We start from the raw sequence: 25,461 nt of genomic DNA, 5'->3' as shown, positions 1-25,461 counted from the left end.
TAAATAGATTATCACATTTAGTAGAAGAGTTTATTAGATTTTTAGTGGGAATTTTGATTATATTTACTATATATGTTTATTAGTATATGTATAAATACAAAAAACTGATTTCTATTTGAACAATAGAAATCAGTTTTTTGTATTTATCAATTTTAAGAAAATGCGCAAACGCAAGGAACAGTATCGTCTTTCTCAGCTAAGTAAGCTTCTACACCATCCCGCTCCATCATTTCACGATATTCACGTAAAGTGAACGGTCCACCATTACGTTTCAAGATAGAGACGTCTTTTTGGAATTTTTCTCGGAAGCGTTCTTCCATAGCTTCCTGCTCAGCATACTGATCTGGCCAGACTTTGTATAGAAGCGCGTAATGGCCTAATCCACCACGTACACAGCGACCTCCGCAGTTTGCGTGGGAGAATCCCAAGTCATACATACGTGGAAGTTTAATACCCCATTCATTTTGGATGACTGTTTTAGCGTCCATGTCTTCTTTGAAAATCTCAATCATCGGAAAACGTGTTTCAATCGGTTCGATTGGATTATGTTCATAAAAGTTTTGGAGATTAATCGCTCGGTGTTGCTCATGAGGTCCGATTCCAAAATGCAAAATCGGTTCAAGGTTGTGAATATCGCGTAATTCCTCAAGGAATATCATGGTTTGTCTTACTTTTAGTTCTTCTGAACATTTAGCCATACGTGAGTTTCCTAGGAAACGCATGTCGAAAAATACTTCTTCAGGCGTTCTTCCATCAATGCTCGTCGTAATTTCTAAACCGATATAATCTGCGACTTCTTCCATGAAACGATAGTTATCCATGTCTTCCCAAAGCGTGTCTGTAAAGAAGAGAATCGAATTTTCTTTGCCATACTTTTGTACGATGTGGTATGCCACGTATGCCGAAGATGCGCCTCCGCTAAACATAGCCACATGGACTGGTTTACGACCGTGATTGAGCGCTGTGTAATCTTTGTTGTTTAGCTCACCTAGTGCAAGGCGACTCGTTGTTTTTTGTGTTTTCACACTATTCATGTTCATTAATTACACCTCATTTATCTTTCGCTTCTAACTATATATTACAGTAACGGAAAGGTATTAAGTAAATAAAATAAAATGCTTATCACGTTGATTCAATAAAGACTAAGAGAACAACCATACAAAAAAATGTATCAACCTGACCACATTCCTTTATAACCCCTTTTATTTAACATACATTAATATTACAATAATAGGAAGAAGTGAAAAAGGGAATCTTTTTTATATTTTTTGGCGAATGAAGGGATGATCAAAAAATGAAATCAGAAGAAATTTGGGAACGTTTAACTTATCTTTCAAGTGAGGATATTTCCTTTTCTTATGAAGACGTGAATCGGATGCTAGTGTTTAACCCTACAGAACAGGTTTTATATTTTCAGTCTTTATTCCTTCCACTTTCATACGAATGGATGAAAGATCTTAGTAACTTTTATAATTATACGTCTGTTCCTAAATCATACTATGAGGCACACTCTATTCAATACGGATGGAAAGCACTGAAAACTAAGTTCAACCTTTCAATGAAAAATTATCGTGAAGGTGTGAGGTTTTTAGAAATTTGCGACATTGTGACGAAACGGGACGTTACAAAAAAAGAGGCAACAGAAGCGTTGAATATATTGATGCAATTAGGACAGTCTTGGATTTTAGATTTTGGAAAGACTTCAGAAAAAGAGAGCCAAGAAACCTATGCAATCACTGAATTACACTCATCGGTATCAGAAGAAATCGATAAGGAAATAAAAGATAATAAGAATTTAGACGACAATAATATGGTCGCCATTGAAGAAGATGAAGCGATTGAACTGAATAGTTTGATATTAGAGACTGCAGAGAAAGAAAAGGAGAAGGTTGATTATATGACTCAAGACCTAATTACAGACCAAGAGTGGGATTTAACAACAACTCTACAAGAACAAATAAATCCTTTCGTAGATTTCATGCACCAGTATGATTTGACTACGGCTGATTATTCAAAGATTTTTGATGAGCACACGAAAAAAATTGAATATAGCATTGAAACGAATATTAATCAAAAAATCATCGATGAATTATCGACGTCTCCACGTTCAATCATTATTACAGGAAACGCGGGGGACGGGAAAACTCGTATTTGTCGTAATGTTTATGACCAGTTAGTAGATGACGAATTTAAGGGATGGCCAGAATCAGGTATCGAAGAAATTACATACAAGGATTACACTATTCGAATTATCAAAGACTTGTCCGAACTGCGTGATGAGGTCATTGTTTCCGAGTTGAAAAAAATGCAGGAAACCCTTCAAGAAGAAGATTCGAAACTTTATTTCTTAATTGCAGCTAATGAAGGGAAGCTTACCCATACTTTAGTGAAGTACTCAGAGCTCAAATCCCTAAAGGACGCAATCATTCCACAGTTTATGTCTCCGAATAAAAATCTAAAAGAGGCAGAACAAATTAAAGTTTATAATCTTCTATACGCTTCATCATCAGTTTATGCGGAAAAGATAATCGAGGGTTGGAACGAAGAAAAGAATTGGGACATCTGTGGTGATTGTTCAAGCCGACATAAATGCATTATTAAGGACAACCACGTCGCAATGAGTAATAAAACTACTCGCAATCGTATGATGCGTATGTACAAATCTCTTGATATGAATGGAAAACATATGACGATGCGTGAGTTACTCATTCATCTCGCCTACACCCAAACAGGCGGGATGACATGTAGAAATGTTCATGAGGCTTCCCAGAGTGAAGCAATTGAAGACTTAGCTAAGAAATCATATTACGAGAATTTCTTTGGAAATAACTTAAGACCGGAAGTGTTTGAAGAAATCAGTGGCATACAAGAGTTCAAATCGCTAGATCCTGGATATATTTCTGATTCATTAATTGATGATTTCCTTTTGAATGGGGATTTAAGCAGCCAGGACAAAACAAGAGATGCTCACGCCCTTTTGTTTAAAGAAGGAATCGATGTTGAGAACGGATCTTATTATGAAGAGGTCAAAATGTATCGTTCCAACATTAACGGAGATAATGTTAATGGTGAAGAATTGATGAAGAAATGGTTCCCTCGATTAAGACGAAAATATTATTTTGAATCAAAAGAAAACAAAAAAGTTGAGCAATTGATTCCGTATCGCCACCGTTTCGAATTCATCGGCATCCTTCACAAAGGAAAAATTGAACATAGTACAAAAACGCAGCTGATTGACGGATTGAATACATTCTTCGCAAAACGTATGGTTTATTCTCCTTCACATCAACTATATGTGTCATCCGATAGTTTGTTAGTGCATCAAATCGTTGGGCTAGATCAAATTGAATTTATTGTTCAAGGTAAGAATGAGGAAATTGACCAAGTTAGCACAACATTGACGTTAAAAATTAATGATGTAGAACTAGAAGTCAACTTAGTGACCTTTGAATACTTAATGCGTTTAAGTAATGGTGGGATGTTGAACGTACTTAGAGAGCACGTAGAGATTCTACTAAATAGCTTCCGTAATAGATTAATTTCATTTAAAAAACAAGATGAAGATATTCTACAGATTCTAAAATTCGATTATTCACAAGGTGCGTTTGTGTTAGAAACTATTGAAATCAAGTCACCTGATCCAGTAGAAGATGAAGAAGTAGAAGAGGATTACTAAAATTAATTATTTTATGAATAGGAGAATACTCCATGGAACAAGAAAAAATTAGTTTCTCAAGTAAAATTGGTGCTGAAATATGGGGGCATCGTTTCAAAGATGGTCAAAGAGGACCTGAATATACATTAGAGTTTTTAAACGTAATGGCAGGTACTGGGTTTAGTTTGCAGAGAAAATATTATAATCGTCGTAAAATGATTGAATTCCGTCAATTCGTCTACGAAGGAGAAAAGGAAGGGTCGAAGGGTCACATTGCTGTTTTTGACAATGAGAAGAAAGATTTAATTCGAGAACGGCTTGGAATTAATGAAAAACAATTAGAAGATTTACAAACATTCTTTAAAAATCTCACGATTCCATTGACAACACCAATGGGAAAACCAGTTGATCGATCATGGTATGCTCAAATGATGTACCCATTACATGAGTCATTGCTATATACAGAAATACGCGTCAACAGAGATAAAGGAAAGTTAAAGAGTCCAACATATAATTATGAGCGAAACTTTTTTGCTAGGGGAGGCGAGCTTTATTATCTTATGTTGCATTACGGAACAGTAGATAATAAAGAACTTCGTGAGAATATCGAGAGAAATATGAAGGGCCTACTATCCAATTCGAGCGGATTGATTACGGTCGTTAATCAGATTAACGAGGCGTTCGAAGAGTATGCTTTCACAGAGTCAGCTATCATAACTAAAGATCAACCAGCACCTTTAATCAAAGATAGTGAGTTAAAAGACTTTATCAGCGGATGGGAAAAATCAGAATATCCACTTCTTCCAGCAACGGATTTAAAACTTTATCAAGAGTTTGCTGAGGAATTGAATGCTCTTTTAACATTGAAAATTGATGTGTATGAAATGTTTGATATTTTGACGTCACTTATTACGTTCCAGCTTCATCGATACATGATTCATCAAGCAGAACAAATTGTTCAAGAGAAAACGAACTACTTTATTGATTGTTTTGAAGGACAAAATAAATCGATAAAATTCTTAGCGCAAGATTCCTACCGTATCCATGAGGCTGTTGTAAGTGAAGCGTATAAGAAGTTTGTTGAAGAACGTGTGGCGGAAGTATTTCCGAAAGATCGGGCCGAGGAAAAGATTGATGGCTGGAAACGAAGCTTCAATGATGCACAAAAAACAAAAGTTGCAGGATATACTTCATTTTTTGAAGAGCTTAACCTGAACAGTCTTCATACACCTAAGAAGAAAAAGCTGATTGAAGCTCTTGAGACACCTAATCTTGAGAAAGCTGAAAAAATGTTGAGATTACGAATTATCGAGCTATACATGGAGGATTTATCCAAGTCACAATTACCAATTATGAAAACGTTAGCACGCGACGGTCAATTCATTATCTCAGGTAAAGGTGCTAAAGCTCGTTATGTGCTACATGACAATATTTTGAGTGCTTTAGTATTTGCAACATTAGACGGAGAAATCACGCTCCCATACGATGATTTTTTGCGAAAACTTTATGATAAATATCAAATTATCATTGGTGAAGACGCAGCCAAAGTCTCTGGCCTTTATTCAAAAGAAGGAATTAATCTATCCCACTTTAGAAGTAATGAGAAAAAAATGAGACAAAAATTAAAACAGAACGGGTTATTGCAAGAATATTCAGATGCAACTGCTCTAATTCGAAATCCTTATTTTGCATAATCCAAGATTAACTAAAGGAGATTATGAATATGCCAGTAAGCACTTCATATAAAGAGACAATCATAGGTCATTGGATTGCTCAGTATCTGTTAAATTATTTAAAAGATCACAAAAAGAAAAATGCAGAGAAAGTCTTAATTAAAATTGAGGGAATTAATGAGGATTACTTTCCAGCCATATTAAATGCACTTTTAGAAGATGAAAGTCAGTTTAAGAATTTCTATAACCCGTTAATTCGAACAATTAAACAAATAGATGGATTTGATTCGTTCGTTTTAAGTGAAAATGAGAATGGCGTTTGGTTAAGGAATAATGTTAAGTCAAAAGAGGCTCTAATCTTATTGATGAACGAGAGAACCCCGGAAGCACAAAGTCTCAAAGATATCGTTTCGATTGACGAGACTCAATTATTGTCATCCGAGGGATTAAAGAGTCTTGATCAAGCTCTTCACGAGAATTCTTATTTGGAACCACATCAGATTAGAGATTTAATGAGGTTGATTGGAGCATATCAGTATAAGGGTGAATTAGATTTACAACTGTCTATGCTGATTGCTTATTTGGAAGACGTCATTAATACAAAGAATGACTCAGAGGAACCGTTTAAAACAATTCTTGGAAAACAACTACCTCATTTCCGATTGTTCAAGGATGAGTTTTTAAAGTTTGAGTCATTGGAGGCGCTTCGAAAGCAGCTGAGAAAAAATTTCTTGCTTAGTCACTTGAGAAAGACAATGGTTTCTTATCTTGATCCTGAAAGGTTGGCTAAAAACTTAGAGAATTTCATGTCGAATGAGGAAAAAACGAATTACTCTACTGAGATATGGAGAAGCTTTAGTGATGAAGTCCATTTTCTTGAGAAGGCTACGGAGTTTATTGAGCGTAAAAATAACGATTTATTGTCGCTAGTGTCTTACAATGACGCCGAGCGTATATTTGGATTTAAAGTATCAAACTCTCTAAGGGACAAATTGAATAACGCTAGAGATATCTTAATTGATAAATACGTTACAGCAATCGACCTTGCGGAGACAGTTGAAGAAGAGAACCAGTTAAAACAACAAAAAATCGATGCGGAAAATCGATTTGATAAAGGTGTAGAAGCAGTCAACTCAAAAAATGACTTAGATGCAATACGAGAATTTAGAGAAGAGTTTGAAGAAGAACTAGAAAAAGAAGTGATCCTTAAGAAGATTGTCAATATTGAAAATAAGTTAGAGAATCCTTCCGAATACATTGATATTTTTGAGGCTGTGCTTTCCGAGAGTTTAGTAATGCTTGAAGATATTGATCATGAACATTTTGAAGGTAATTTCTCATTTGAGCTCTCAATCGATGAGAATCTTGAACTTTCTGAGAAGCAAGCTGCCTTCTTTAACTTTCACTTGAAATCGTTGTCTATGCTCTCATCTAATATTATTGTTTTGTCTCACTTGAAAGGCACAGAAGATGTATCTAAAGAAGTAGAAGTGCTGAAAGTCACACTAAGACTTCTTCGAAATGAAGAACCACTGGCTAAGACAGAATTTAAAGTTGATGCTGGCGAAACGATTAGCGAAAATAGCTTCTCGCAGTTTATTAACCAAATTCAAAGTGGTTATCTTCAGTATATTGATGTTAAACGTGGGACTCCAAGTGAAAAGGACTTCCGAGATTATCTTTCGGAACAAACGAAATATACATCCCTTACTGATAAACGGTTACTAAAACCTATTCAACAGTTTGATGAGTTCAACAAGAAATACACTGCGCTTTTGCAAACTATTTTTGTTGAAGAGCGTGGGGTGACGATTGATGACTTGAAAAAAGTGGCAGATCTCACACAAGAGTTCTTAAATTGTACTGAGGAAGATATTGATGGAGTCCGTAAAATTTATTCGCTTCTGAATGATATGGCCACGATAAATATTGTCGAAGCAAGAAATAACAGACAGTCTGAAGTAGAGCGGAAAATCGTCTCCATCTTTAATCCGATTCGATTTATCACGTATGGCTACAAACTCGTTCATTTCGGTAAATTGATAGCAGATCTCTCTGACACGTCTCATGGCCGAAATAAGATTCAAGACGTTGAAGACTTAAAACAATATAAAGAATACTTAAGAGGGTCTTTCGCTAACTTAGCCCCTTCATACTATGTATCGCGAGAAGGTCATCATCTTTTCGTTCAAGATGAATTCTACGGACAAGGGACATATCTTGAAGGTGGAGAAATTGAAAGTGTAGCTTCTCAAGCTACCTCATTCGCAAAAGAGATTGAAAAAGTCGCCCATGATTATGTACGAGTCTATCCTTACACAGCAGATTGCTTAGATATTTTATTCTTGTATGTCACGAATTTAGAGTTCGTTAAAAAGAGTATTGAACAGATTTTAAAGAAAGACAGCGTAAGAAAATTAAATGTCACAATCCACAGTCCGGCTCGGGCGGCCATGCTCTATGACGAAATTAATCAATGGATACAATCTCAAGAAGATTATATGAATGCAGTAGATGTATTTGGAGAATTTCCACGGCTAGAAATTAATGTTTTACCTTTTAGTGATTCTAAGACTCTCGAGGAAAAACTAGATACATTGATGCTCGATTTTGACTTAGCTGTTTTCATCGATTATTTTGGACAACAGGATAATCTTAAAGTTCCCCATCAGTTTTATCCGGAAGCATACAAAGAATGTGAGCTCACCGATAAGCAATGGGCATTTTATGAAAACCGTGAGTTTAAATCGATTAAAGAAGGAACACGTCTTATCAATTATGTGTCACCTACACAGCCGAAACTCATGCAACAATTCTATAATATGCAAGCTATTTTAAAAGACGGACTAGTTATTGAATCAGAAAAGATTGGTCTATTAAAAGGAAGGCTCTCTGTAACACGTACTGAAACGAATACATTATATAAATTGGCGCATGAAAAGTTTAATTGGGTCATCACTTACGATAAATTTATGGATCCACTTCTTATGAAACAGGTAGCAGAGGGTTCGAATATTATTCGATATCACGTAAACCGCTCTGGAAAAGAAGAAATTAAGGTTCTCGTTTCTTCTTCGGATTCAATAAGAAGATCTTCTGAAAAAGATGTCGAGACGAATTATTACCGGACGAGACTCCATAGTCGTCTAAAAGACCAGTTAAAAGTTACAACTTTAGACGAGCGGAAAGTAGATGAGTCTTTGAAGATTGTCAAAGATCTTTCTGGTGGACTTGTACTCCGCGCATTAGGTCCTGGCAAATTTGTAAACGAGTTTTTATCTGTGTATTTGACTGTTGCTCAAAACCAGGATCATCAAGATACTGTCGTCTTATGGGATATGTGTGATGAACTTGAGTGGTTTAGAACGCGACAAAAGCGGCCGGATTTGCTGAAAACAACGATTCAATATTCAGCAGATACAGAAACATATGATATTAACTTTGATTTAGTTGAACTAAAACTCATCCAACAAGAGAGTTATGTTAGCGAAGTGACGGACGCGAAAGTTCAACTGTTGTCTGGAGAAAGAGCGTTACAGAAATTCTTTAGAAGGTTCGAATCAACACTTGAAAGAGAATTGTATCTTAATTCGTTCTTACTCCATCTTGAAGATAAACGAGCTTATGAAGAATATGAGCTAGCTCTCCTACACGAACTCAAGCATAATCCGAATGTGAAAATTAACTTCTCTTTCACTAAATCGATTTATGCATATATTCATAACAAGAACACTGTATTTGAAGGTAGAGTAGAGCTTGCTCCAGGTCATTACTTTGAACGTGAAGACGAAGACGGTATTTCCGTTCATACGTTCACACGATCATACATCCTCTCAGAAATGAACGTTTCTAGCGATGAAGTGAAGTTGGAAATTGGAGATGATGTGAGCGTTGTTCAGCCGAATCCTATTGCTGTTGTTGAGCCAGATCCAATTAATAAGATGCTACCGAAAGTTCCAGAGGGAGAACAAGGAGATATTCCTTCTTCTATAACACCAATTCAACCGCCTGTGAATTCAGACGGAGAAGACGAATCGGATGATTTAGTTGAACCAGTTGAACCAGTTGAACCAGTTCAACCAAAGGATCCGTCAGTTGCTGAGCATGAGTATCCGGAAGAAATTGCACTATTAAACGTTCAAGTACCGAACGAAGAATCGTTTGACGCGGCCCTTCAAGAACTCGGTAATCGTTACGCAGACACTTTGCAGACGAAACTAAGAATCAACGGAGTTCAGTTTACGGTAGAGCGCACGATTGTTGGGGCCAGTGTTATTCGAATTATTGGCAGAATTCCACCGAATCAAAGCATTACAGCCGTAGAGAAAAAGGCGAAAGATATGCCGCTTTGGCTTCACATTGATTCTCCTCCGACCATCTTTAGTGATCGTAACGGAATCAATATTGATATCAATCGTAACGACCCTGATACAATCTACTTCTCACAGTTTATGAAGTATGTACGTAACGATGTGACAAATCAAGAGCTGGAGAAAGGATTCATTGTTCCTATCGGGTTGAGTCCACTAAATGAAGTTATGACGGTTGATTTTAATGGAACAGAGCCACACATGTTAGTTGCTGGATCGACTGGGAGTGGGAAGAGTGTAAGTTTGAACTCAATTGTTATGTCGATGATGTGTCTTTATGATCCAACTGAACTTCAATTCGTATTTATCGATCCTAAACAAGTTGAATTCTCAATGTTTGACGGGGTTAAGCATACGGAAAAAGTTTTGTTAGATTTGATTGAATCAGCTGATTATTTAGATGTTATGATTGCAGAGATGGAACATCGTTATACTAAGTTCCGTGACTCATATGCAAAGAATTTAATGGAATATAACGAGTTATTAGCACAAGAAAACCGACATGAAGAAATCTTGCCAAGAATGGTGATTGTATTTGACGAGTTTGCAGACTTCATGATGCAGGATAAAGAATTCGCTCAGCGAATCGAAACTGCTATCAAGCGTCTAGGGCAAAAAGGACGGGCGGCAGGCATCCATATGATTGTCTGTACGCAGTCTCCAAAGGCTGAGATTATCAGTACAACCATCAAGAACAACTTGGCAGCACGGTTATGTCTTCGCGTCACAGACAGCGTAGCTTCGAACGTAGTAATGGATACGTCAGGCGGGGAGAATTTGGCTGGAAAAGGTGATTATCTATTCAAGACAAACAAAGAACCGGCACGAGGCAAGAGTCCATACTTACAACCGCTCGCTTTACGTGCATTGATGCAACACTTTAAGAAATAAACCCGTGAAGTAGCTGCATAAGCAGCTACTTTACTTCTTTTGGAAGATAGGTGGGAAAATTATGGGATTTGGACAACATCAGAGTTTTTATTTTCGACCTTCGTGGATAAATAAAGGATTGACACACGTTAATCAGAACTCTAGATTTTTTTATGAAAAAAATCATTTTGAGGTACTAGGATTAGGAAAAAACATGGCGAAATCTTTGCGACATTGGTTGATTGCTACAAATGTTATCGAGGAGCAGAAGGGGAAACAAACAGTTCATGCCTTCACTGACTTTGGAAATGTCGTGTTCCGTTATGATCGACATCTGCAACATGGACTGACGTTAGGAATGTTGCATTATAATTTGGTCACGAACAAAGACATCGCTACTACTTGGTATTGGTTCTTTAATGAATATCGAGAATCCGTGTTTGATCGTGAACGTTTAATGAGATCTTTAGAAAAATGGGTAGAAGTGAATGGGTTGAAGAGTGTCTCTGAAAATACATTGAAGCGAGATATAGATTGTCTTCTCAACATGTATTCGTTGAAAGATTATAAACAACTTACTCCTGAAGATGTCATTTCATGTCCGCTCGAAAATCTAGAGATGATTTCTAAGAGCGTAAACAATTATTACACTAAGTCGTTTGCGGATGTAGAAGAAATCCGGGATATTTTATTCATGTCACTTTTGATCTATTCAGAAAAGTACGGACAGACTGAATTTGCAGTCGAAGAATTAGCTGAGGCTCCAGAACTTTGGGGGAAGGTGTTTAATCTTTCGAGAAGCGCGATTGTGGAATACGTGACTCAGATGACAGAAGACTATCCATTACGCTTCATTCGCACAAACAAGCTTGATACGGTACTGCTAACTAGAGAAGTATCGTCTATCTCAGCACTTGAAGAAAGATATAAACAATATAGTAAAGAGGTAAGTAGCTATGCATAAGTTTCAACCAAGCGTTAATATTTCGTACGACTTTCATAAAGACAATTTACTTACGCAATTTGTACCAAATGATAAGCAGCTGAACATCATTCAAACAGTGCTAGAGACGGTCACAAATCCTAATGAGATATCGAATGCCCATCTATTAATAGGTCCGTATGGTGCGGGGAAATCAATGGTAGGTGCTATTATCTCAAACTTGATGATGAGTCGACGTAATGGGAAAGCGTTAAAAGGTTTCTATTCGAACGTCGCGCAGATCAACCAAGAGCAAAGCTCGTATTTGGAAAGCGTAATCCGGTCTAAAGACAAGCGATGGATTCCTGTAGCAATTGTCGGTCACTCTGGGAAACTAGCAGAAGTTATTCTTCAAAATACGATTCAATCGTTAAAAGACGAAGATATTTCTTTTAGCCTAAAAGGTGAAGAAGAGCAAATTGTTCAAACGATTAAGAATTGGCGCAAGAATTATCAAAACACGTACTCAAATTTGAAAGACTTGTGTGCAAAAGATGACCACGGTATTGATACACTAGTAGCGCAGATAAAGGCAGGAAATAAAGAAGCATCAGAGACGTTTAAAAGGTACTATACGATTTTGACTTCAGGCGCTACTTTGACTGTTACTTCTTCGACGAACGAATTAGAACAGCTTGAGTATATTTTGAAGCAGTTAAAGAAACAAAAAGTCGGGTTATTCATTACTTACGATGAGTTCGGACGTTTTCTCCAGCTGCTTGATAAAGCTAGCACGTACAAAGCAATGCAAGAAATGCAAGATTTAGCCGAACTTTCGAATCGACTCGAAAACTTAGGAGTGTTATTTATTACGCACTCTGGTTTACGACAATATGCAGAAAAAAACAGCTTTTCAAAGTCGGAATTAGAGCGAGTCGAAAAGCGTTTCCGTGCACATTATTTAGAGAGCGATTCTTCTCTTTTTTATCGTTCTGCCTTTAAGGTATTAGGGCGTCAAGATGAAGTGAATACGCCTAGTCTATTTCTCCAAAATGATATTGAGCGATATAAAATTGACATAACCAAGTTCAATTTATTTCCTCAAATGTCTTCACAAGAAATTGACGGAACTATATTAGAAGGATGTCAGCCGATTCATCCGCTAACAATTTATCTCTTGCCACACTTGTCGAATATTCTCGGCCAAAACGAGCGGACGTTGTACATGTTTTTAGCTCAGTTTGACGGCAAATTCGACGAGACAAAGTGGTATTATGCGGACGAGTTGTTCGACTATTTTTACTCTGATGAAACATTATATTATCGTATCGAAGAATTAAAACAGTATCGTTTCGCCGTTAGTTATGGGGTGACTGATTCAGCTCTTCGTCTAATCAAGTTACTTACCCTTCTTGAGAACTTCAAAGGGAAGTTTTCAATCAAAGAAGATTTAATCAGTTTCGCACTTGGAATCAGTGTCGATGAGGCAAAAGCGGTTATCGATGAGTTGATTCAGGTGAAATTACTGAGATACAACCGAATCACAAGCTCTTATGAAATGTATACAGGTTCAATTCTAGAGCTTGATGAATTAGTTCAGCAATATCGTCTGAAGATAAAAGACGATAATGTTTTAAGAGCACAACCATTGAAAGAACTAACCAAGAACAAGTATTATCTGCCTTTAACATATAACAGCGAAAAGAGTATGACACGATATATTGAAGTTGATTTTTATTTTGATGCTGATTCGATATTGGAAAAACAGACGGCATCGGATGGGGAATTGTCTGTCATTCTAAGTTCGGCAGAAACAGAAAAATCACATCTTCAATTAATTGATCACTCAACTGCTGATAACCAACGATTGTTTGTTGAATTTAAATTAGATAAACAAGAACTTGTCGAGAAAATTGATGAATATCGTACACTCATGCACATGTTAAGTGATAAGGTGCTTTTGAAAACAGATGAGCAGTTAGAATCCGAAATTGGTTACCGGATGGAGAACCTGATTTTTGAAATCCAACAGTATTTATCGCCACTTGAAAACTTTAGTCCTCAACATTTGAACTGGTTTTACGGTAATAAAAAAGTTGAAGGAATTACGTCTAGATTTGCGCTTGAAAATTTCTTATCAAATTGGATGAGCGAACGATTTAATGAGACGTTAGAAGTACGAAATGAAGGATTCAACAAGCAAAAAGTTTCTAAAGTTCAACGTAATGCAGCGGTTGGAGTACTTGATAAATTGATGAAGAGTCGTGCGATCGAAGATATCGAGATAGATGGGTTTGGTCCAGACTATTTAATTTATGTCTCGATTTTGAAAAACAATCAAATCGACCCATTTAACTTAACGAACTTGAATTCAGACATATTGAAAAATATGCGAGCATCAATGCTAAATTATCTTGAGACTTCAGATCGTGGCAATTTGTTAACACTTATGCAAGTTTTACAGAAAGAACCTTATGGCATGAGAAAACCGATTGTTCCGATTCTGACAGTAGCTCTACTCAAAGACTATTGGCATCAACTTTCCTTCTACGCGAATGGACTATTTGTTGAAGAAATGAACGCAGATTTGTTGTATTCCATTCTTGAACAAGAAGCGAGCTTTTATGAATTTGAGTTCTTTAAAATGGATCAAAATATTCGTCATTCTCTTTTAGGCGTGAATGAGACCTTCTTTGGAAATTCATTTGAAGAACACCCGGTTCAACTGTTTAGCAACTTAAGAAAATGGTTGCGTCAACTGCCGAGATATACTCAAATCACTTCTCAACAAGCTGAATCAATCATCGAATTCAAAGAAATCATTCGATACAGTGAAATCGACCCAATGGATGCAGCGACACGGCTTCATAAACTAGTAGGACGGATTGATGGTAACTTCTCTACCGTGAAACAAGACTTAGAAAACCATCTAACCAATGCTAAACATGACCTTGAAGAAGAAGCATTAAATGTCTTAGGAGTTCGTGAGGACTTAGATGCATGGATTGAGCTAAACCATGATTTAATATCAAAAAATCCAGTTTTATTCGACGTGGTCAATGCAATGGAGCGTGAAGAAGACTGGTTAGTAGTCTTAATTCGTAAAACAGTCGGAGTACGCCTTGAAGAATGGTCGGACGTCACTCTTGATTCGTTCCAATCATCGCTGAAACGATTACTAGTTGTTTCTGACGATGAAGAGACGATTCGAATCGTGACAAACGATCAAACGACAGCAACTATTCAAAAAGTGGAACTATCGGTAAAAGGGAAGACAGTATTTAATAATGTACAGCGAATAGTAAAATCTAGTGGTAGAACGATGCAAGCAGACGAAATGAAGTACATTCTTTACAAATTACTCGAAGAATTAGAGATGAGTTCGGAGGAGTGACCATGCGTCTAGATTTAGTGAGGAAAATTGAATTTGCGATTCGTCATCATGGTGGCACTGCTACTTTAAAAGAAATATATGATTATGTTGAAAAGTCGTTTTATCAACTTGGTTTAGACGGATATAAAGATTGGAAGTCTCAAGTCAGAAAACATATCCATATGAATTCAAGTGACTGTGATATCTACCGGGGAGAAAGAGATTTATTTTATGCAGTTAAAGGAAAAGGGAAGGGCATTTGGGGTCTTCGCCAACCGAATAATTGACCGAAAGCGGGACCAATTCATTTGGTTCCGCTTTCAATCTTTACAATACGTCACACCCCCTTGTCACAAAATCGACAATGCGTTACACTTCGAGACAGTGTGAAAAAAATGTATAAGGGGTTTATCCATGGAAATTGTACAGCAGTTATCTCAAGTTCAATTACTCAACCAGTTTTGGTTGTTAATGGCCTTCGTCATCCCGATGGTCATCTTGTCACGGATGGTCGTGGCCGGTTCACGGTTCTCGCCAATCCTCGTCATCGTCATCTTCGGCCTCGGTCTCGGCTTCGTCATGGTCGAGATGGGCATCGCGACACCGGGTCTCCCGGAGTTCCCGCTCGTCGACTTTATGTCACGAACGACGATTATCGCGCTCGTCGTGTCGTTCTTCGTCGGTGGGCAAGAGCTTCGTAAAATCTTGAGCAAGCAAGCGCTCGACGTGAAAGACATCGTCGTGCCGTCAAAAGAAGAGATGTTCCTCGGAACGGGACGGACGCAGTTCATCTTCATCCTCCGTTCGTTCTTCTTGCTCGTCGGATTGGAAGGGTTCTTCCGTATGATGATTCAACCGGGTACGGCTGAAGGGATCATGCTTTACTACCCGATCCTCGCATTAATCGGTCTCGCGGCGTCGTTCCTCTTGATCGACCACAAGGCGCAAATCGACGACAAACAAGTGTATATGCGTAAAGGTTTGATTGAGACGGTGATTCTTCTCGCCATCTTGTTCGTCTCGTACGCGATTGCCATGCTCGTCCAACCCGTCATCGCGCTCCCGCAGATTTTCTTCGCGATGATCGTCTCGTCAGCACTCGGTGCCATCTTCCAAAACTGGACGTATGGTCCGACGGTTCGCGCGCTCCTCTTCGCCGGAATCCCGGTCGTCTTGGCAGCGAACTTCATGGTCGGGGGGTCACGCATCAGTGACGCGTTCGCCATCGAAGGTATGAACTCGGTCCTCTTCTACGGATTCTTCGGCCAGTTGTTCTGGATGTTCGGTGGGATTGCGCTTCTCATGTGGTTCGCCCGCACGGCGCATATCCGTAACCTCGCACCAGGTATGGCCGGATCACTGTCGCATAGTGGTCTCACAGGCGCATGTACGGCTGGTGACTTCGGGAAAGTCGCAGCGAAACGTGCCCCGATCATGATCAACATCCCGTTCTTCGGTCACATCTTCGTCTTCTCGATTTTGGCAGTCAGTGCCGATAACGGGGCGCTCTGGATTTGGCCGACGGCGATCATCGTCTTGGTCGGTCTCACGCTCACGTTCCTCGCGCTCAAAAACTTGCGCGCTGCGAACGGCGAAGACTTCAAAGAAGTCAAGGCGCTCATGCAGTTCTCGTTCGGCTGGCAGATCATGGCCGTCTTCGGCGGACTCGTGCTCCTCAGCTTCAGCACGATCGCATTCGACTACTCGGCAATGGCCCAGTCGTCGGCGATCTCGCACTTCGGTCTCTTCGCGGCGATTCAAGGCGGCATGTTCGGGACGGAAGCTTCGCTTCTCATCCCGCTCATCTTCTCGATGCCGTTCCTCGTCCACCCGCTCGTGTTCTTCATGTTCGGGAAGGCGCTCGATAACAACGGCGAGATGCCACGCGTACCGGTTTACGCGATGGCGCTCATCGGTGTCCTCGGTGTGTCGGTCGCGATCATCGGACTATAAGCAAAACTCCGCTCCTACATCATGTAGGGCGGAGTTTTTTGTTCAGTTCACTTCCGTCACATGGAGCACCGGTTTCGCCGTCACGTAGTTGCCTACGTTTTGAGCGAACGCGATGAGGTCCGGGTTTTGGTTGTGTTGCTCGACGGCCGCTTGGTCGGCCCAGTTCTCGATCATGACGAACCGGTTCTCTGACGTCGTCGATTGGAACAGCTCATAGCTCAAGCAACCGGCTTCTTGTTTCGACGAATCGATGAGCTTGTTGATGTCCGCTAAGAAGCTGTCAAACGCGTCTTCTTTCACGTCGAAGATGGCATTGATTAGGATCATGTGGGGTTCCTCCGATTATTTGAAGTTCGTGATTGTTTCAGCGTCGAGGCGGGCCGATTGGTAGCCTTCTTCTGCCGCTTTCCCGACTGAGAGAATCATGACCGGCACGTAGCGGTCTTTGTCTAAACCGAACGCTTCCGCAAGTTGGTCTTTCTCGAAACCGCCGATCGGGTTCGTGTCGTAACCGTGCGCACGGGCGACGAGCATGAACTGCATCGCGGCGAGGCTCGAGTCGATTTTGACGATGTCGTTCATCTCTTGCTTCGACAAGTTTTTGTAGTACGGGAGAATGGCAGCGAGCTGTTGGTCGCGCACGTCTTCTGGCATTTTGCCTTCCGCGACGGCTTGGTCGTAAATCTGTTCGCCGAGCTCGTAGCATTCCATGTCGCCGAAGATGAGGAGCATCGCAGCCGACGTGTCGTTTTGACGGACGTTGAAGCGGATGAGCGGCTTGAGCGTTTCTTTCGCCTCTGGGCTCTCGACGACGACGAAGCGCCACGGTTGCATATTGACCGATGACGGTGCCATCGTCGCTTCTTGAATCATCTCGAGCATCTCTTCTTGTGAGATTTTCACGTTCTCATCGTACTCACGAATCGATTTACGACCGAGGACGACGTCTTGGAATGTATCGTTTTTAAATGTAGTTGCCATGGGGATTACCTCTTTCTCTCTTGTTATAGTTGGTTAAGCTTTTGGAGCAGACTCGACAGCTGATTGATCTCTGACTCGGACAGCACTTTCGTGATCAAATGCTTGCCGCGGTCGTGGTCTTGTTCACAGCTCGTCAAGTCATGCTTGGCTTCGTCGGTCAAATGGACGAACACTTCACGATGGTTCGCGGTGTTCCGTTCCCGGCGGACGTAGCCTTTTTCTTCAAGGATCTTCAAATGGCGGGTGATGGCCGCATTGTCGATTTTCATCGCCTGCTGAATCTCGCTTTGCGAACAGACGCCCTTGTCATGCACGATCATGAGCATCTCGTAGCGGGTCAGGCTGAACCCCGTCTCTTTCTCGAACGAGGTCGCGACGCGTTGGTCCGCCAGTTTAATTTGGTATAGCAGTCGGCTGATATCTCGTAATTCCATCTGTGGTGTCTCACCCCTCTCATTTGATAAGTCAATTATTGACTCGTCAAATGTAAAACATTCATGCCGTGCTGTAAAGGAGAATGCTCACACAAAAAACCATCCGCTCGTGCGAATGGCGATCAGTCTTCATATTTTGTACCGTCAAATCGGTACTCGGTGATGAACGTCGTCTCGTCAAACCCATATAGGCGATCGTGGCGGTTCAAGTCGTCAATCGTCTGGATCGAGGCGAACGAGGGCTCGCCGTCGCGCCCGTTCTGCGTCACGTTCAAATAACGTTCCGTGAAGTCGTCATCCTCGTCCGGCGTCCCGTCGAACGAGAAGTGGATTGACCTCACATCGTCCTCGAGCAGACGGATGATGTCGAGGACGCGTTGCTTTTGCTCGTCCGTATTGTCCCACGCCTCGTGCAACATGATCGCGACACCTAAAAATCGTTCAGGGTTCAGTTCGAAGATGGACGTCGCCGGCATCGTCTCGATCGTCTGTCCTCGTCCGGCGCCATCGAACACGGTCGCGCGCACCGTTTCTGCTTCCGTCAAGGCATTCGCGTCGACGAGCCGGGTGTGTAACGTCGACTCTGCTTCGTTCACCCAGTACGTCGGCATCACGTCGTCATGGATCGTCCCGTCACCGTACGTCCGGGCGTGATACGTGCCTCGGAGTGGGGGACGTTCGAGTTCAAACGTCGCTTTGAAGTTCGCCATTTTCCAATCACGTGACACGTCCACCTCGACGTTTTCCCCATATGTGTCATAAATGTATGTCTCGTAACGTTCCGTCGCTTCGCCGCGTCCGTATATCGTGCCTGCCACGAAGAGTGCGGCTGCGCCGATTAACAATCTCTTTTTCATATTCTTGGTCACCTCATCTTCAATGTACCCGAAAAGTCCCACCCGCGTCTCGGTCTAAAGGCGTATACAAATTATTTCCAATTCCCTGTAAACTAGAGATGCCCTCAAATAACTATTGCACTTACGTGTACTAGTACATATAATACACTTATAACGGATTTAAGGAGAGGGTGTGAGCCATTGCTTTACAATATGGATATGAAAAGTTCGGAACCATTATACGAACAGATCGTCAACCAGACGAAAGCGCTCGTCATCCGTGGCATTTTACGGCCCGGGGACAAGGTCATGTCGGTACGCGAACTCGCGACCGACCTCGTCATCAACCCGAATACGGTCAGTAAGGCCTACCAAGAGCTCGAGCGTCTCGGACTGCTCGAGATGCATCGTGGCCGTGGCACGTTCGTGTCAAAAGATTGGGTCGACCAGGACGCTTCACGCGGACCGGTGATTGAAGCCATTCAAAAACTCGCCATCGATTGCCATTACGCGAACGTCTCGTTCGACGAAGCGGTGACGTTGTTCGAGACCGAATATAAGAAAGTAGGGGAGAGTCATGCTGACAGTCCAGCAACTAACGAAGAAAATTGATCGACAGACCGTGCTCGACGGGGTCGACTTCACGGTCCATCGCGGCGAGATCGTCGCGCTCGTCGGACGGAACGGGGCCGGCAAGACGACGCTCCTCCGGACGATGGTCGGCATCATCCGACCGGACGCAGGCGATGTCTTATATGGGAAGACGAGTATCTTCAACACGCCGGAATTGAAACGGGACGTCATCTTCGTGCCCGACTCGGCCGACGCGCTCAAACATTACACGGTGAACGAAGCAGCTGCCTTATACGAGTCGATCTATCCGTCGTTCAACCGCTCGACGTTCCGTGAGACGCTCACGCGCTACAACATCGACAACAAGAAGATTCGCCAGCTCTCGAAAGGACAGAAGGCGATGGTGACGCTGTCGCTCGCGTTCGCTGTCCAGGCGAAGTACTATTTTCTCGACGAACCGACCGACGGACTCGATGTTGTCGCCAAAGCGGACGTCTTGAAGCTCATGATCGCGCAAATCGAGCAGCGTGATTGCTCGATCATCGTCTCGAGTCACCAGTTGCACGAGCTCGAGCGAATCGCCGACCGTGTCATCATGATTGAAAAGGGACGGGTCAAAGCCGTCATGACGCTCGAAGAGGCGCGTGCCTTGAGCGTGAAGTGGCAAGTCGTCTTCCAAGACGAGGTGCCGGTCGCGCTGCTCGAACGAAAAGACATCGAAATTTTAAGCGTGACCGGGCGTGTCGTCTTGTTCATGGCCCGGGAGCGGTCGGATGAGCTCGAGGCGTTCGTCGACAGCTACAAGCCGATGCTCGTCGAAGAGATTCCGATGTCACTAGAAGACGTGTTCCGCGTCCAATTAGGAGGTGAGGCGAATGTTGTCTAACGTGCTACTAAAAAAAGATTGGAAACAAGTGTCGCTCTTATGGATCTTACTCATCGGGCTCGGGATTCTCGCCTATACGATTCCAGTGTTCAATGAGATGCAGTTTTATGATGAACAGATCCAAGATATTCAAAATAACCCTTCGCAGTATCAGGAAGGGACGCCGAAAGACATCGCCACGCTCACGACGGAAGACTTTTTCAATACGACATCCGGGGCTGGCTATTGGATTGGTGACTTAGGGTCGCTCTTACCGCTCGAGACGGTCTTCTTCCTCTATGTCGTGTTCGGATTTTTAATGGCGTCCGTCTTGATTGGCAGTGAGCGCAACAGCCAAATGTCCGATTTCTCGATGTCGCTCCCATTCAGCCGCAACCAGCTGTACATATCGAAATGGTTGATTGGCGTCAGTGGCATCGTCCTGTCTTCCATCGTCGGCGGGACCATCATGCTGATCATGATCCACACGTCACGCTACGCGTTCTTGATTGAAGGGCAGACGTTGAAAGTGCTTGCTGTCCTCGGTTTTGTCATCTTGGTCGGTATTTCTGTCTTCACGTTGTCGCTCTGGATGGGCTCGTTCGGAGGTGAGGCGATCTCTCAGGTGCTCTGGTCCATCGTTGCCTTCCTGTTCCCGCTTGGGATTTTAGTGTTAGTGAACGGGTCGATTCAAGCGATGACGGGATACGTCTCATACGAAATGTACGCCCGGGCAATGGAAAGCCTTCCGATGCGCATCTTGTCGCCGCTCGTCAACATCGCGAACGTCGACACGTACATCTTGTTTACCGACAATTCGGTGTGGCGTGACTTCACGACGGTCGGGCTATCCAGTTCACTCCTCTTCATCGGGTTGACGTTCACGCTCGGTCTTCTCATGTTCAACCGGGCCCCGCAAGAAAACAACGGCCGCTTCTTCATGTTCACAGGCTGGCTCTGGCTCGTCCATGTCGTGATGGTCATTTGTTTCGCCATGCTCGGGGGCATCATTTTCTCGGCATTCTCGTACCCGACGAGTGTGACGCTGTATATTATTGGCTTCTTGATCGGCGGCTTCCTCGCGCACTTACTCGCGAGACGTCTGCTTTACCGCTTCAACTTGCAGCTCAAATCATAAGGAGGCATTCCGATGAAACGGTTCAGTCTATTGCTCGCCCTGCTCCTCGTCTTAACGGGTTGTGCGGATTCGTCGACAGGTCGCCCGAATCCGTTCCAATACAAAGGTTCATACGTTGGCGACAATAGCGCCGTCATCGGGATTGCCCAAAACTTGCCGATGCATGACTGTTACAAGTCGATCGAGCTGCAGACGAAGAAGCGTCCGTACGGTCTGACCGTGCGCTATGACGATCCGGAGCTCGAACGGATTGAACAAGAGCGGCTCGCCATCCGGAACGCCGCGACGTACTTCACGCTCGTCAAGAACGCCGAAATCGTCCGCTTCGCCTTCCCGAACCGGACGTACGCGTTCTCACGGCCGGAGATGGAGGCGTGGCTCGGCATCGATTTCTCAACAATCAAATGGGAGAAAGACTTGGTGCTTCGCCTCGATGAGAAAATCGGTAACGAGGCGCAGACGGAAGACTACTTCAAACGCATTTGAACGTGATTGGATTTCATCATCCAATCACGTTTTTTCGATATTTTCTGAAAATTATCGGGTAAAGGGTAGATGAAAGCGTTTTCTTCGTCATATAATGGAATTAACTGAACCATCATTCATTCTAAGGAGGAAAAGCGATGAACAAACCATGGTTACAAGATTACCCAGCCGACATGTCCGAGACGATTGACTATGAGGTGAAGCCGCTTTATGAAGCGCTCAGCCGCGCCGCGAAAGATTTCCCGGACCGGAAGGCCGTCTCGTTCATCGGAAAAGAGCTGACCTACGCCCAAATCGACGATGCAGCGCACCGTCTCGCGACGATGTTGCAGTCGAAGGGACTACAGAAAGGGGACCGCGTCAGCCTGATGCTTCCCAACTGCCCGCAATACGTCATCTCGTTCTACGCCGTCTTGTACGCCGGAGGCACGGTCGTCCAGACGAACCCGCTCTATACCGAGCACGAGCTCGAAAATTTGATCACCGACTCGGGCGCCAAGATTGTCATCACGCTCGACCTCCTCTATCCGAAATCGCTCCGCGTCAAAGAGAAGACGGATATCCAGACGATTATTACGACGAGCATCGCCGATTACCTCCCATTCCCAAAGAACAAGCTCTACCCGATTAAAGTGAAGCGCGAAAACAATATCGTCATCGACACGACAGGATCGGTCTTGTTCAAAGACTTTAAAAACTTTGGACCGGTGAAGCCGATTGAAGTCGATCCGAAAGAAGATGTCGCCGTCTTGCAATATACGGGTGGGACGACCGGTCTTCCGAAAGGTGTCATGTTGACGCACTTCAACTTGTCGGCGAACGTCGATCAGATTTCGAACTTCTTCTATAAATATAACCGCGGGGACGAGAAGCGCGTCTTGAGCGTCGTCCCGTTCTTCCACGTCTACGGCATGACGTGCTGCCTAAACTTCGGGGTGGCGAACGGCTATGAGCTCGTCCTTGTCCCGCGCTTCGACGTGACCGACGTCTTGAAGACGATCAACAAGAAAAAACCGCACTTCTTCCCGGGTGCACCGACGATGTATGTCGCTATCCTGAACGACCCGAAACTGTCGAAATATGACCTATCGTCCATCGAGGCCTGTATCTCGGGTTCGGCCCCGCTCCCGGTCGAGGTGCAAGAACAGTTCGAGAAAATCACGGGCGGACGGATCGTCGAAGGGTACGGATTGTCGGAGACGTCACCGGTGACGCATGCGAACTTCTTGTGGGATAAGCGCATCGTCGGCTCGATTGGTGTGCCGCTGTCGGACACTTCTGCTAAAATTGTAAAGGCAGACGGCGAGACGCCGGCCGAAATCGAAGAGATTGGTGAAGTCTTGCTCCACGGTCCGCAAGTGATGAAAGGCTACTGGCAGAAGCCGGAAGAGACGGCGGCCGTCTTGAAAGACGGATGGCTGGCGACGGGCGACCTCGGCTACATGGGTGAGGACGGGTTCTTCTATATCGTCGATCGGAAGAAAGACATGATTATCGCCGGTGGCTTCAACGTCTATCCGCGTGAAATCGAGGAAGTGCTCTATGAGCATCCGGCCGTCAAAGAAGCGGTCTGTATCGGCGTTCCGGACCCGTATCGCGGGGAGACGGTCAAGGCGTTCATCGTCAAGCGCGACGGCGTCGACGTGACGGAAGAAGAGCTCGACAAGCATTGCCGCGAGAAGCTTGCTGCCTATAAGGTGCCGAAACTGTACGAGTTCCGCGAAGAGTTGCCGAAGACGTTCGTCGGTAAGATTTTGCGTCGTGTCCTCGTCGATGAAGAGAAGGCGAAACAAGTGAAACAAAGCAGTTGACACGGCCTTCACACGTGATAGAATAATAAATGAATGAACCATCATTCATTTTTCAGTAGCGGTAAGGAGCTTGGGGTTTATGACAAAGAATGGATCAAAGAGTGACCGCATTATCGATGCGGCAGTGAAAGTGATTGCGGACCACGGGTATCACGGTGCGAAAGTGACGGCCATCGCCAAAGAGGCGGGTGTCGCCGATGGGACGATTTATCTGTACTTTAAGAACAAAGAACATCTCTTAATCGAGTTGTTCGAGACGAAGATGGGGCTGTTCATCGACTATTCGAAGCAACAGATTGAACGAGAGGCGACAGCCGCCGACAAGCTTTACCGCTTGATTGAGTCACATCTGAAACAGCTGTCGGCCGATTACGACCTCGCCGTCGTCACGCAAATCGAGCTCCGGCAGTCGAACTTGGCATTGCGTCAAAAGATTAGCGATGTGTTGAAACCATATTTGAACTTGATCGATGCGGTCGTCGCACACGGAATCGAGACGGGTGAGTTCGACAAACAGCTCGACTATCGGCTCGCGCGGCAGATGATTTTCGGTACGATCGATGAAGTGGTCACGAGTTGGATGGCGAGCGGCTTCAAGTACGACTTGATGTCGACGCTGCCGAAAGTACACCATATGTTGAAAAAAGGGCTTGCTTAACCGTAAGCCCTCTCATTGGCCCAAAAAATGAATGCTGATTCATGAGTGATGGTGCGAACAACTTAAAGGGGGAACTACGATGAATATTTTTGTATTGCTGAAACGGACGTTCGATACGGAGGAAGCGATTCAGCTCGAGAACGGGGAAATTCAAGAAGACGGTGCCGAGTTCATCATCAACCCATACGATGAATATGCGGTCGAAGAAGCCATTCGCAAACGTGACGATCTCGGGGGAGAAGTCACGGTCGTGACGGTCGGTCCGGACGATGCGGATAAAGAGTTACGCACGGCCCTCGCGATGGGAGCGGACAAGGCGGTCCGCATCTCAATCGAGGACGACGTCGAGGACGCGGACCATGTGACGATCTCGAAGGTGCTCGCGACCTATTTGAAAGAACAAGCGCCGGACCTCATCTTCGCCGGTAACGTCGCCATCGACGGTGGTAGCGGTCAAGTCGCCCCACGTGTGGCGGAACTGCTCGACATGAACTATGTGACTACAATCACCGAGCTTCAAATTGACGGGACGACAGCGACGGTCACGCGTGACGTCGAAGGGGACACGGAAGTGATTGAAGTGGCGCTCCCGCTTCTCGTCACAGCGCAGCAAGGATTGAACGAGCCACGCTACCCGAGCCTTCCAGGAATCATGAAGGCGAAGAAGAAGCCGCTCGAAGAGCTCGACCTCTCGGACATCGACCTCGATGAAGATGAGATTGAAGCGAAAATCGAGACGATTGAACGGTTCTTGCCGGAAGAGAAGAAAGCCGGACGCATCCTTGAAGGGGACACGGCGTCACAAGTGAGCGAGCTCGTCCAATTACTTCGCACGGAAGCAAAAGTCATTTAAGGGGGACACA

19 protein-coding genes are annotated in these 25,461 nt (G+C 43.5%); 14 read left to right on the top strand and 5 right to left on the bottom strand.

Going from position 1 to position 25,461, the window contains the following annotated elements; all coding sequences use genetic code 11:
• Nucleotides 1–152: 152 nt before the first annotated feature.
• Nucleotides 153–1,040 carry a phosphoadenosine phosphosulfate reductase domain-containing protein gene (locus tag RT52_RS07535; RefSeq protein WP_024369787.1) on the bottom strand — a complete coding sequence of 296 codons (888 nt, stop codon included), beginning with the start codon at nt 1,038–1,040 and terminating at the stop codon, nt 153–155.
• Nucleotides 1,041–1,294: 254 nt separating this feature from the next.
• On the opposite strand from RT52_RS07535, the gene RT52_RS07530 reads away from it, so the two are divergent.
• From RT52_RS07530 to RT52_RS07500, 7 genes are all read left to right on the top strand, one after another.
• On the top strand, nt 1,295–3,676 hold the full coding sequence (locus RT52_RS07530; protein ID WP_034816413.1) for a hypothetical protein: 2,382 nt from the start codon (nt 1,295–1,297) through the stop codon (nt 3,674–3,676).
• A 32-nt stretch (nt 3,677–3,708) separates the two neighbouring features.
• The gene (locus tag RT52_RS07525) at nt 3,709–5,349 is read left to right on the top strand and encodes a hypothetical protein (RefSeq protein ID WP_034816411.1); all 1,641 of its coding nucleotides are present in this window, start codon (nt 3,709–3,711) and stop codon (nt 5,347–5,349) included.
• A 29-nt stretch (nt 5,350–5,378) separates the two neighbouring features.
• Nucleotides 5,379–10,589 carry an FtsK/SpoIIIE domain-containing protein gene (locus RT52_RS07520; protein WP_034816409.1) on the top strand — a complete coding sequence of 1,737 codons (5,211 nt, stop codon included), beginning with the start codon at nt 5,379–5,381 and terminating at the stop codon, nt 10,587–10,589.
• A gap of 61 nt (nt 10,590–10,650) precedes the next feature.
• Complete coding sequence (locus tag RT52_RS07515; protein ID WP_034816406.1) at nt 10,651–11,532, top strand: DUF4007 family protein; 882 nt, start codon at nt 10,651–10,653, stop codon at nt 11,530–11,532.
• A complete protein-coding gene (locus RT52_RS07510; protein ID WP_034816403.1) occupies nt 11,525–14,884 on the top strand; it encodes a hypothetical protein in 3,360 nt (1,119 codons plus the stop codon). The genes RT52_RS07515 and RT52_RS07510 overlap by 8 nt, the downstream gene beginning before the upstream one ends.
• 2 nt (nt 14,885–14,886) lie before the next feature.
• Nucleotides 14,887–15,150, top strand: a complete 264-nt coding sequence (locus RT52_RS07505; protein ID WP_034816400.1) for a hypothetical protein — start codon at nt 14,887–14,889, stop codon at nt 15,148–15,150.
• 127 nt (nt 15,151–15,277) lie between these two features.
• Nucleotides 15,278–16,816 (top strand): hypothetical protein, encoded by a 1,539-nt coding sequence (locus RT52_RS07500; RefSeq protein WP_034816398.1) that lies wholly within the window; start codon nt 15,278–15,280, stop codon nt 16,814–16,816.
• Between the two features lie 42 nt (nt 16,817–16,858).
• Here the strand turns inward: RT52_RS07500 and RT52_RS07495 are convergent, their stop codons facing one another.
• From RT52_RS07495 to RT52_RS07480, 4 genes are all read right to left on the bottom strand, one after another.
• Entirely contained in the window at nt 16,859–17,143 is a 285-nt protein-coding gene (locus tag RT52_RS07495; protein ID WP_034816396.1) for a putative quinol monooxygenase, read from the bottom strand.
• 15 nt (nt 17,144–17,158) lie between these two features.
• Nucleotides 17,159–17,797, bottom strand: a complete 639-nt coding sequence (locus RT52_RS07490) for a nitroreductase family protein (RefSeq protein ID WP_034816394.1) — start codon at nt 17,795–17,797, stop codon at nt 17,159–17,161.
• A 23-nt stretch (nt 17,798–17,820) separates the two neighbouring features.
• Nucleotides 17,821–18,231 (bottom strand): MarR family winged helix-turn-helix transcriptional regulator, encoded by a 411-nt coding sequence (locus RT52_RS07485; protein ID WP_034776750.1) that lies wholly within the window; start codon nt 18,229–18,231, stop codon nt 17,821–17,823.
• 122 nt (nt 18,232–18,353) lie between these two features.
• Complete coding sequence (locus RT52_RS07480) at nt 18,354–19,088, bottom strand: hypothetical protein (RefSeq protein ID WP_034816391.1); 735 nt, start codon at nt 19,086–19,088, stop codon at nt 18,354–18,356.
• Between the two features lie 180 nt (nt 19,089–19,268).
• Between RT52_RS07480 and RT52_RS07475 the strand changes: the two genes are divergently transcribed.
• From RT52_RS07475 to RT52_RS07445, 7 genes are all read left to right on the top strand, one after another.
• Entirely contained in the window at nt 19,269–19,679 is a 411-nt protein-coding gene (locus RT52_RS07475; RefSeq protein ID WP_034816390.1) for a GntR family transcriptional regulator, read from the top strand.
• Nucleotides 19,645–20,526 (top strand): ABC transporter ATP-binding protein, encoded by an 882-nt coding sequence (locus tag RT52_RS07470; RefSeq protein ID WP_034816387.1) that lies wholly within the window; start codon nt 19,645–19,647, stop codon nt 20,524–20,526. Before RT52_RS07475 ends, RT52_RS07470 begins: the two co-directional genes overlap by 35 nt.
• The gene (locus RT52_RS07465) at nt 20,516–21,643 is read left to right on the top strand and encodes an ABC transporter permease subunit (RefSeq protein WP_034816386.1); all 1,128 of its coding nucleotides are present in this window, start codon (nt 20,516–20,518) and stop codon (nt 21,641–21,643) included. The genes RT52_RS07470 and RT52_RS07465 overlap by 11 nt, the downstream gene beginning before the upstream one ends.
• 12 nt (nt 21,644–21,655) lie before the next feature.
• Nucleotides 21,656–22,129, top strand: coding sequence for a DUF4825 domain-containing protein (locus tag RT52_RS07460; RefSeq protein ID WP_034816383.1), 474 nt, complete (start codon nt 21,656–21,658; stop codon nt 22,127–22,129).
• A 137-nt stretch (nt 22,130–22,266) separates the two neighbouring features.
• The gene (locus tag RT52_RS07455) at nt 22,267–23,940 is read left to right on the top strand and encodes an AMP-binding protein (protein WP_034816382.1); all 1,674 of its coding nucleotides are present in this window, start codon (nt 22,267–22,269) and stop codon (nt 23,938–23,940) included.
• 79 nt (nt 23,941–24,019) lie between these two features.
• Nucleotides 24,020–24,598, top strand: a complete 579-nt coding sequence (locus RT52_RS07450) for a TetR/AcrR family transcriptional regulator (protein WP_034809798.1) — start codon at nt 24,020–24,022, stop codon at nt 24,596–24,598.
• 79 nt (nt 24,599–24,677) lie between these two features.
• Nucleotides 24,678–25,451 carry an electron transfer flavoprotein subunit beta/FixA family protein gene (locus RT52_RS07445; protein WP_034809796.1) on the top strand — a complete coding sequence of 258 codons (774 nt, stop codon included), beginning with the start codon at nt 24,678–24,680 and terminating at the stop codon, nt 25,449–25,451.
• The last annotated feature ends 10 nt before the right edge of the window (nt 25,452–25,461 follow it).

Source organism: Exiguobacterium alkaliphilum 12/1 (assembly GCF_000714435.1).
GTDB lineage: Bacteria > Bacillota > Bacilli > Exiguobacteriales > Exiguobacteriaceae > Exiguobacterium > Exiguobacterium alkaliphilum.
The sequence above is the reverse complement of the archived record's forward strand: the minus strand, read 5'-3'. Positions and strand labels throughout refer to the sequence as shown.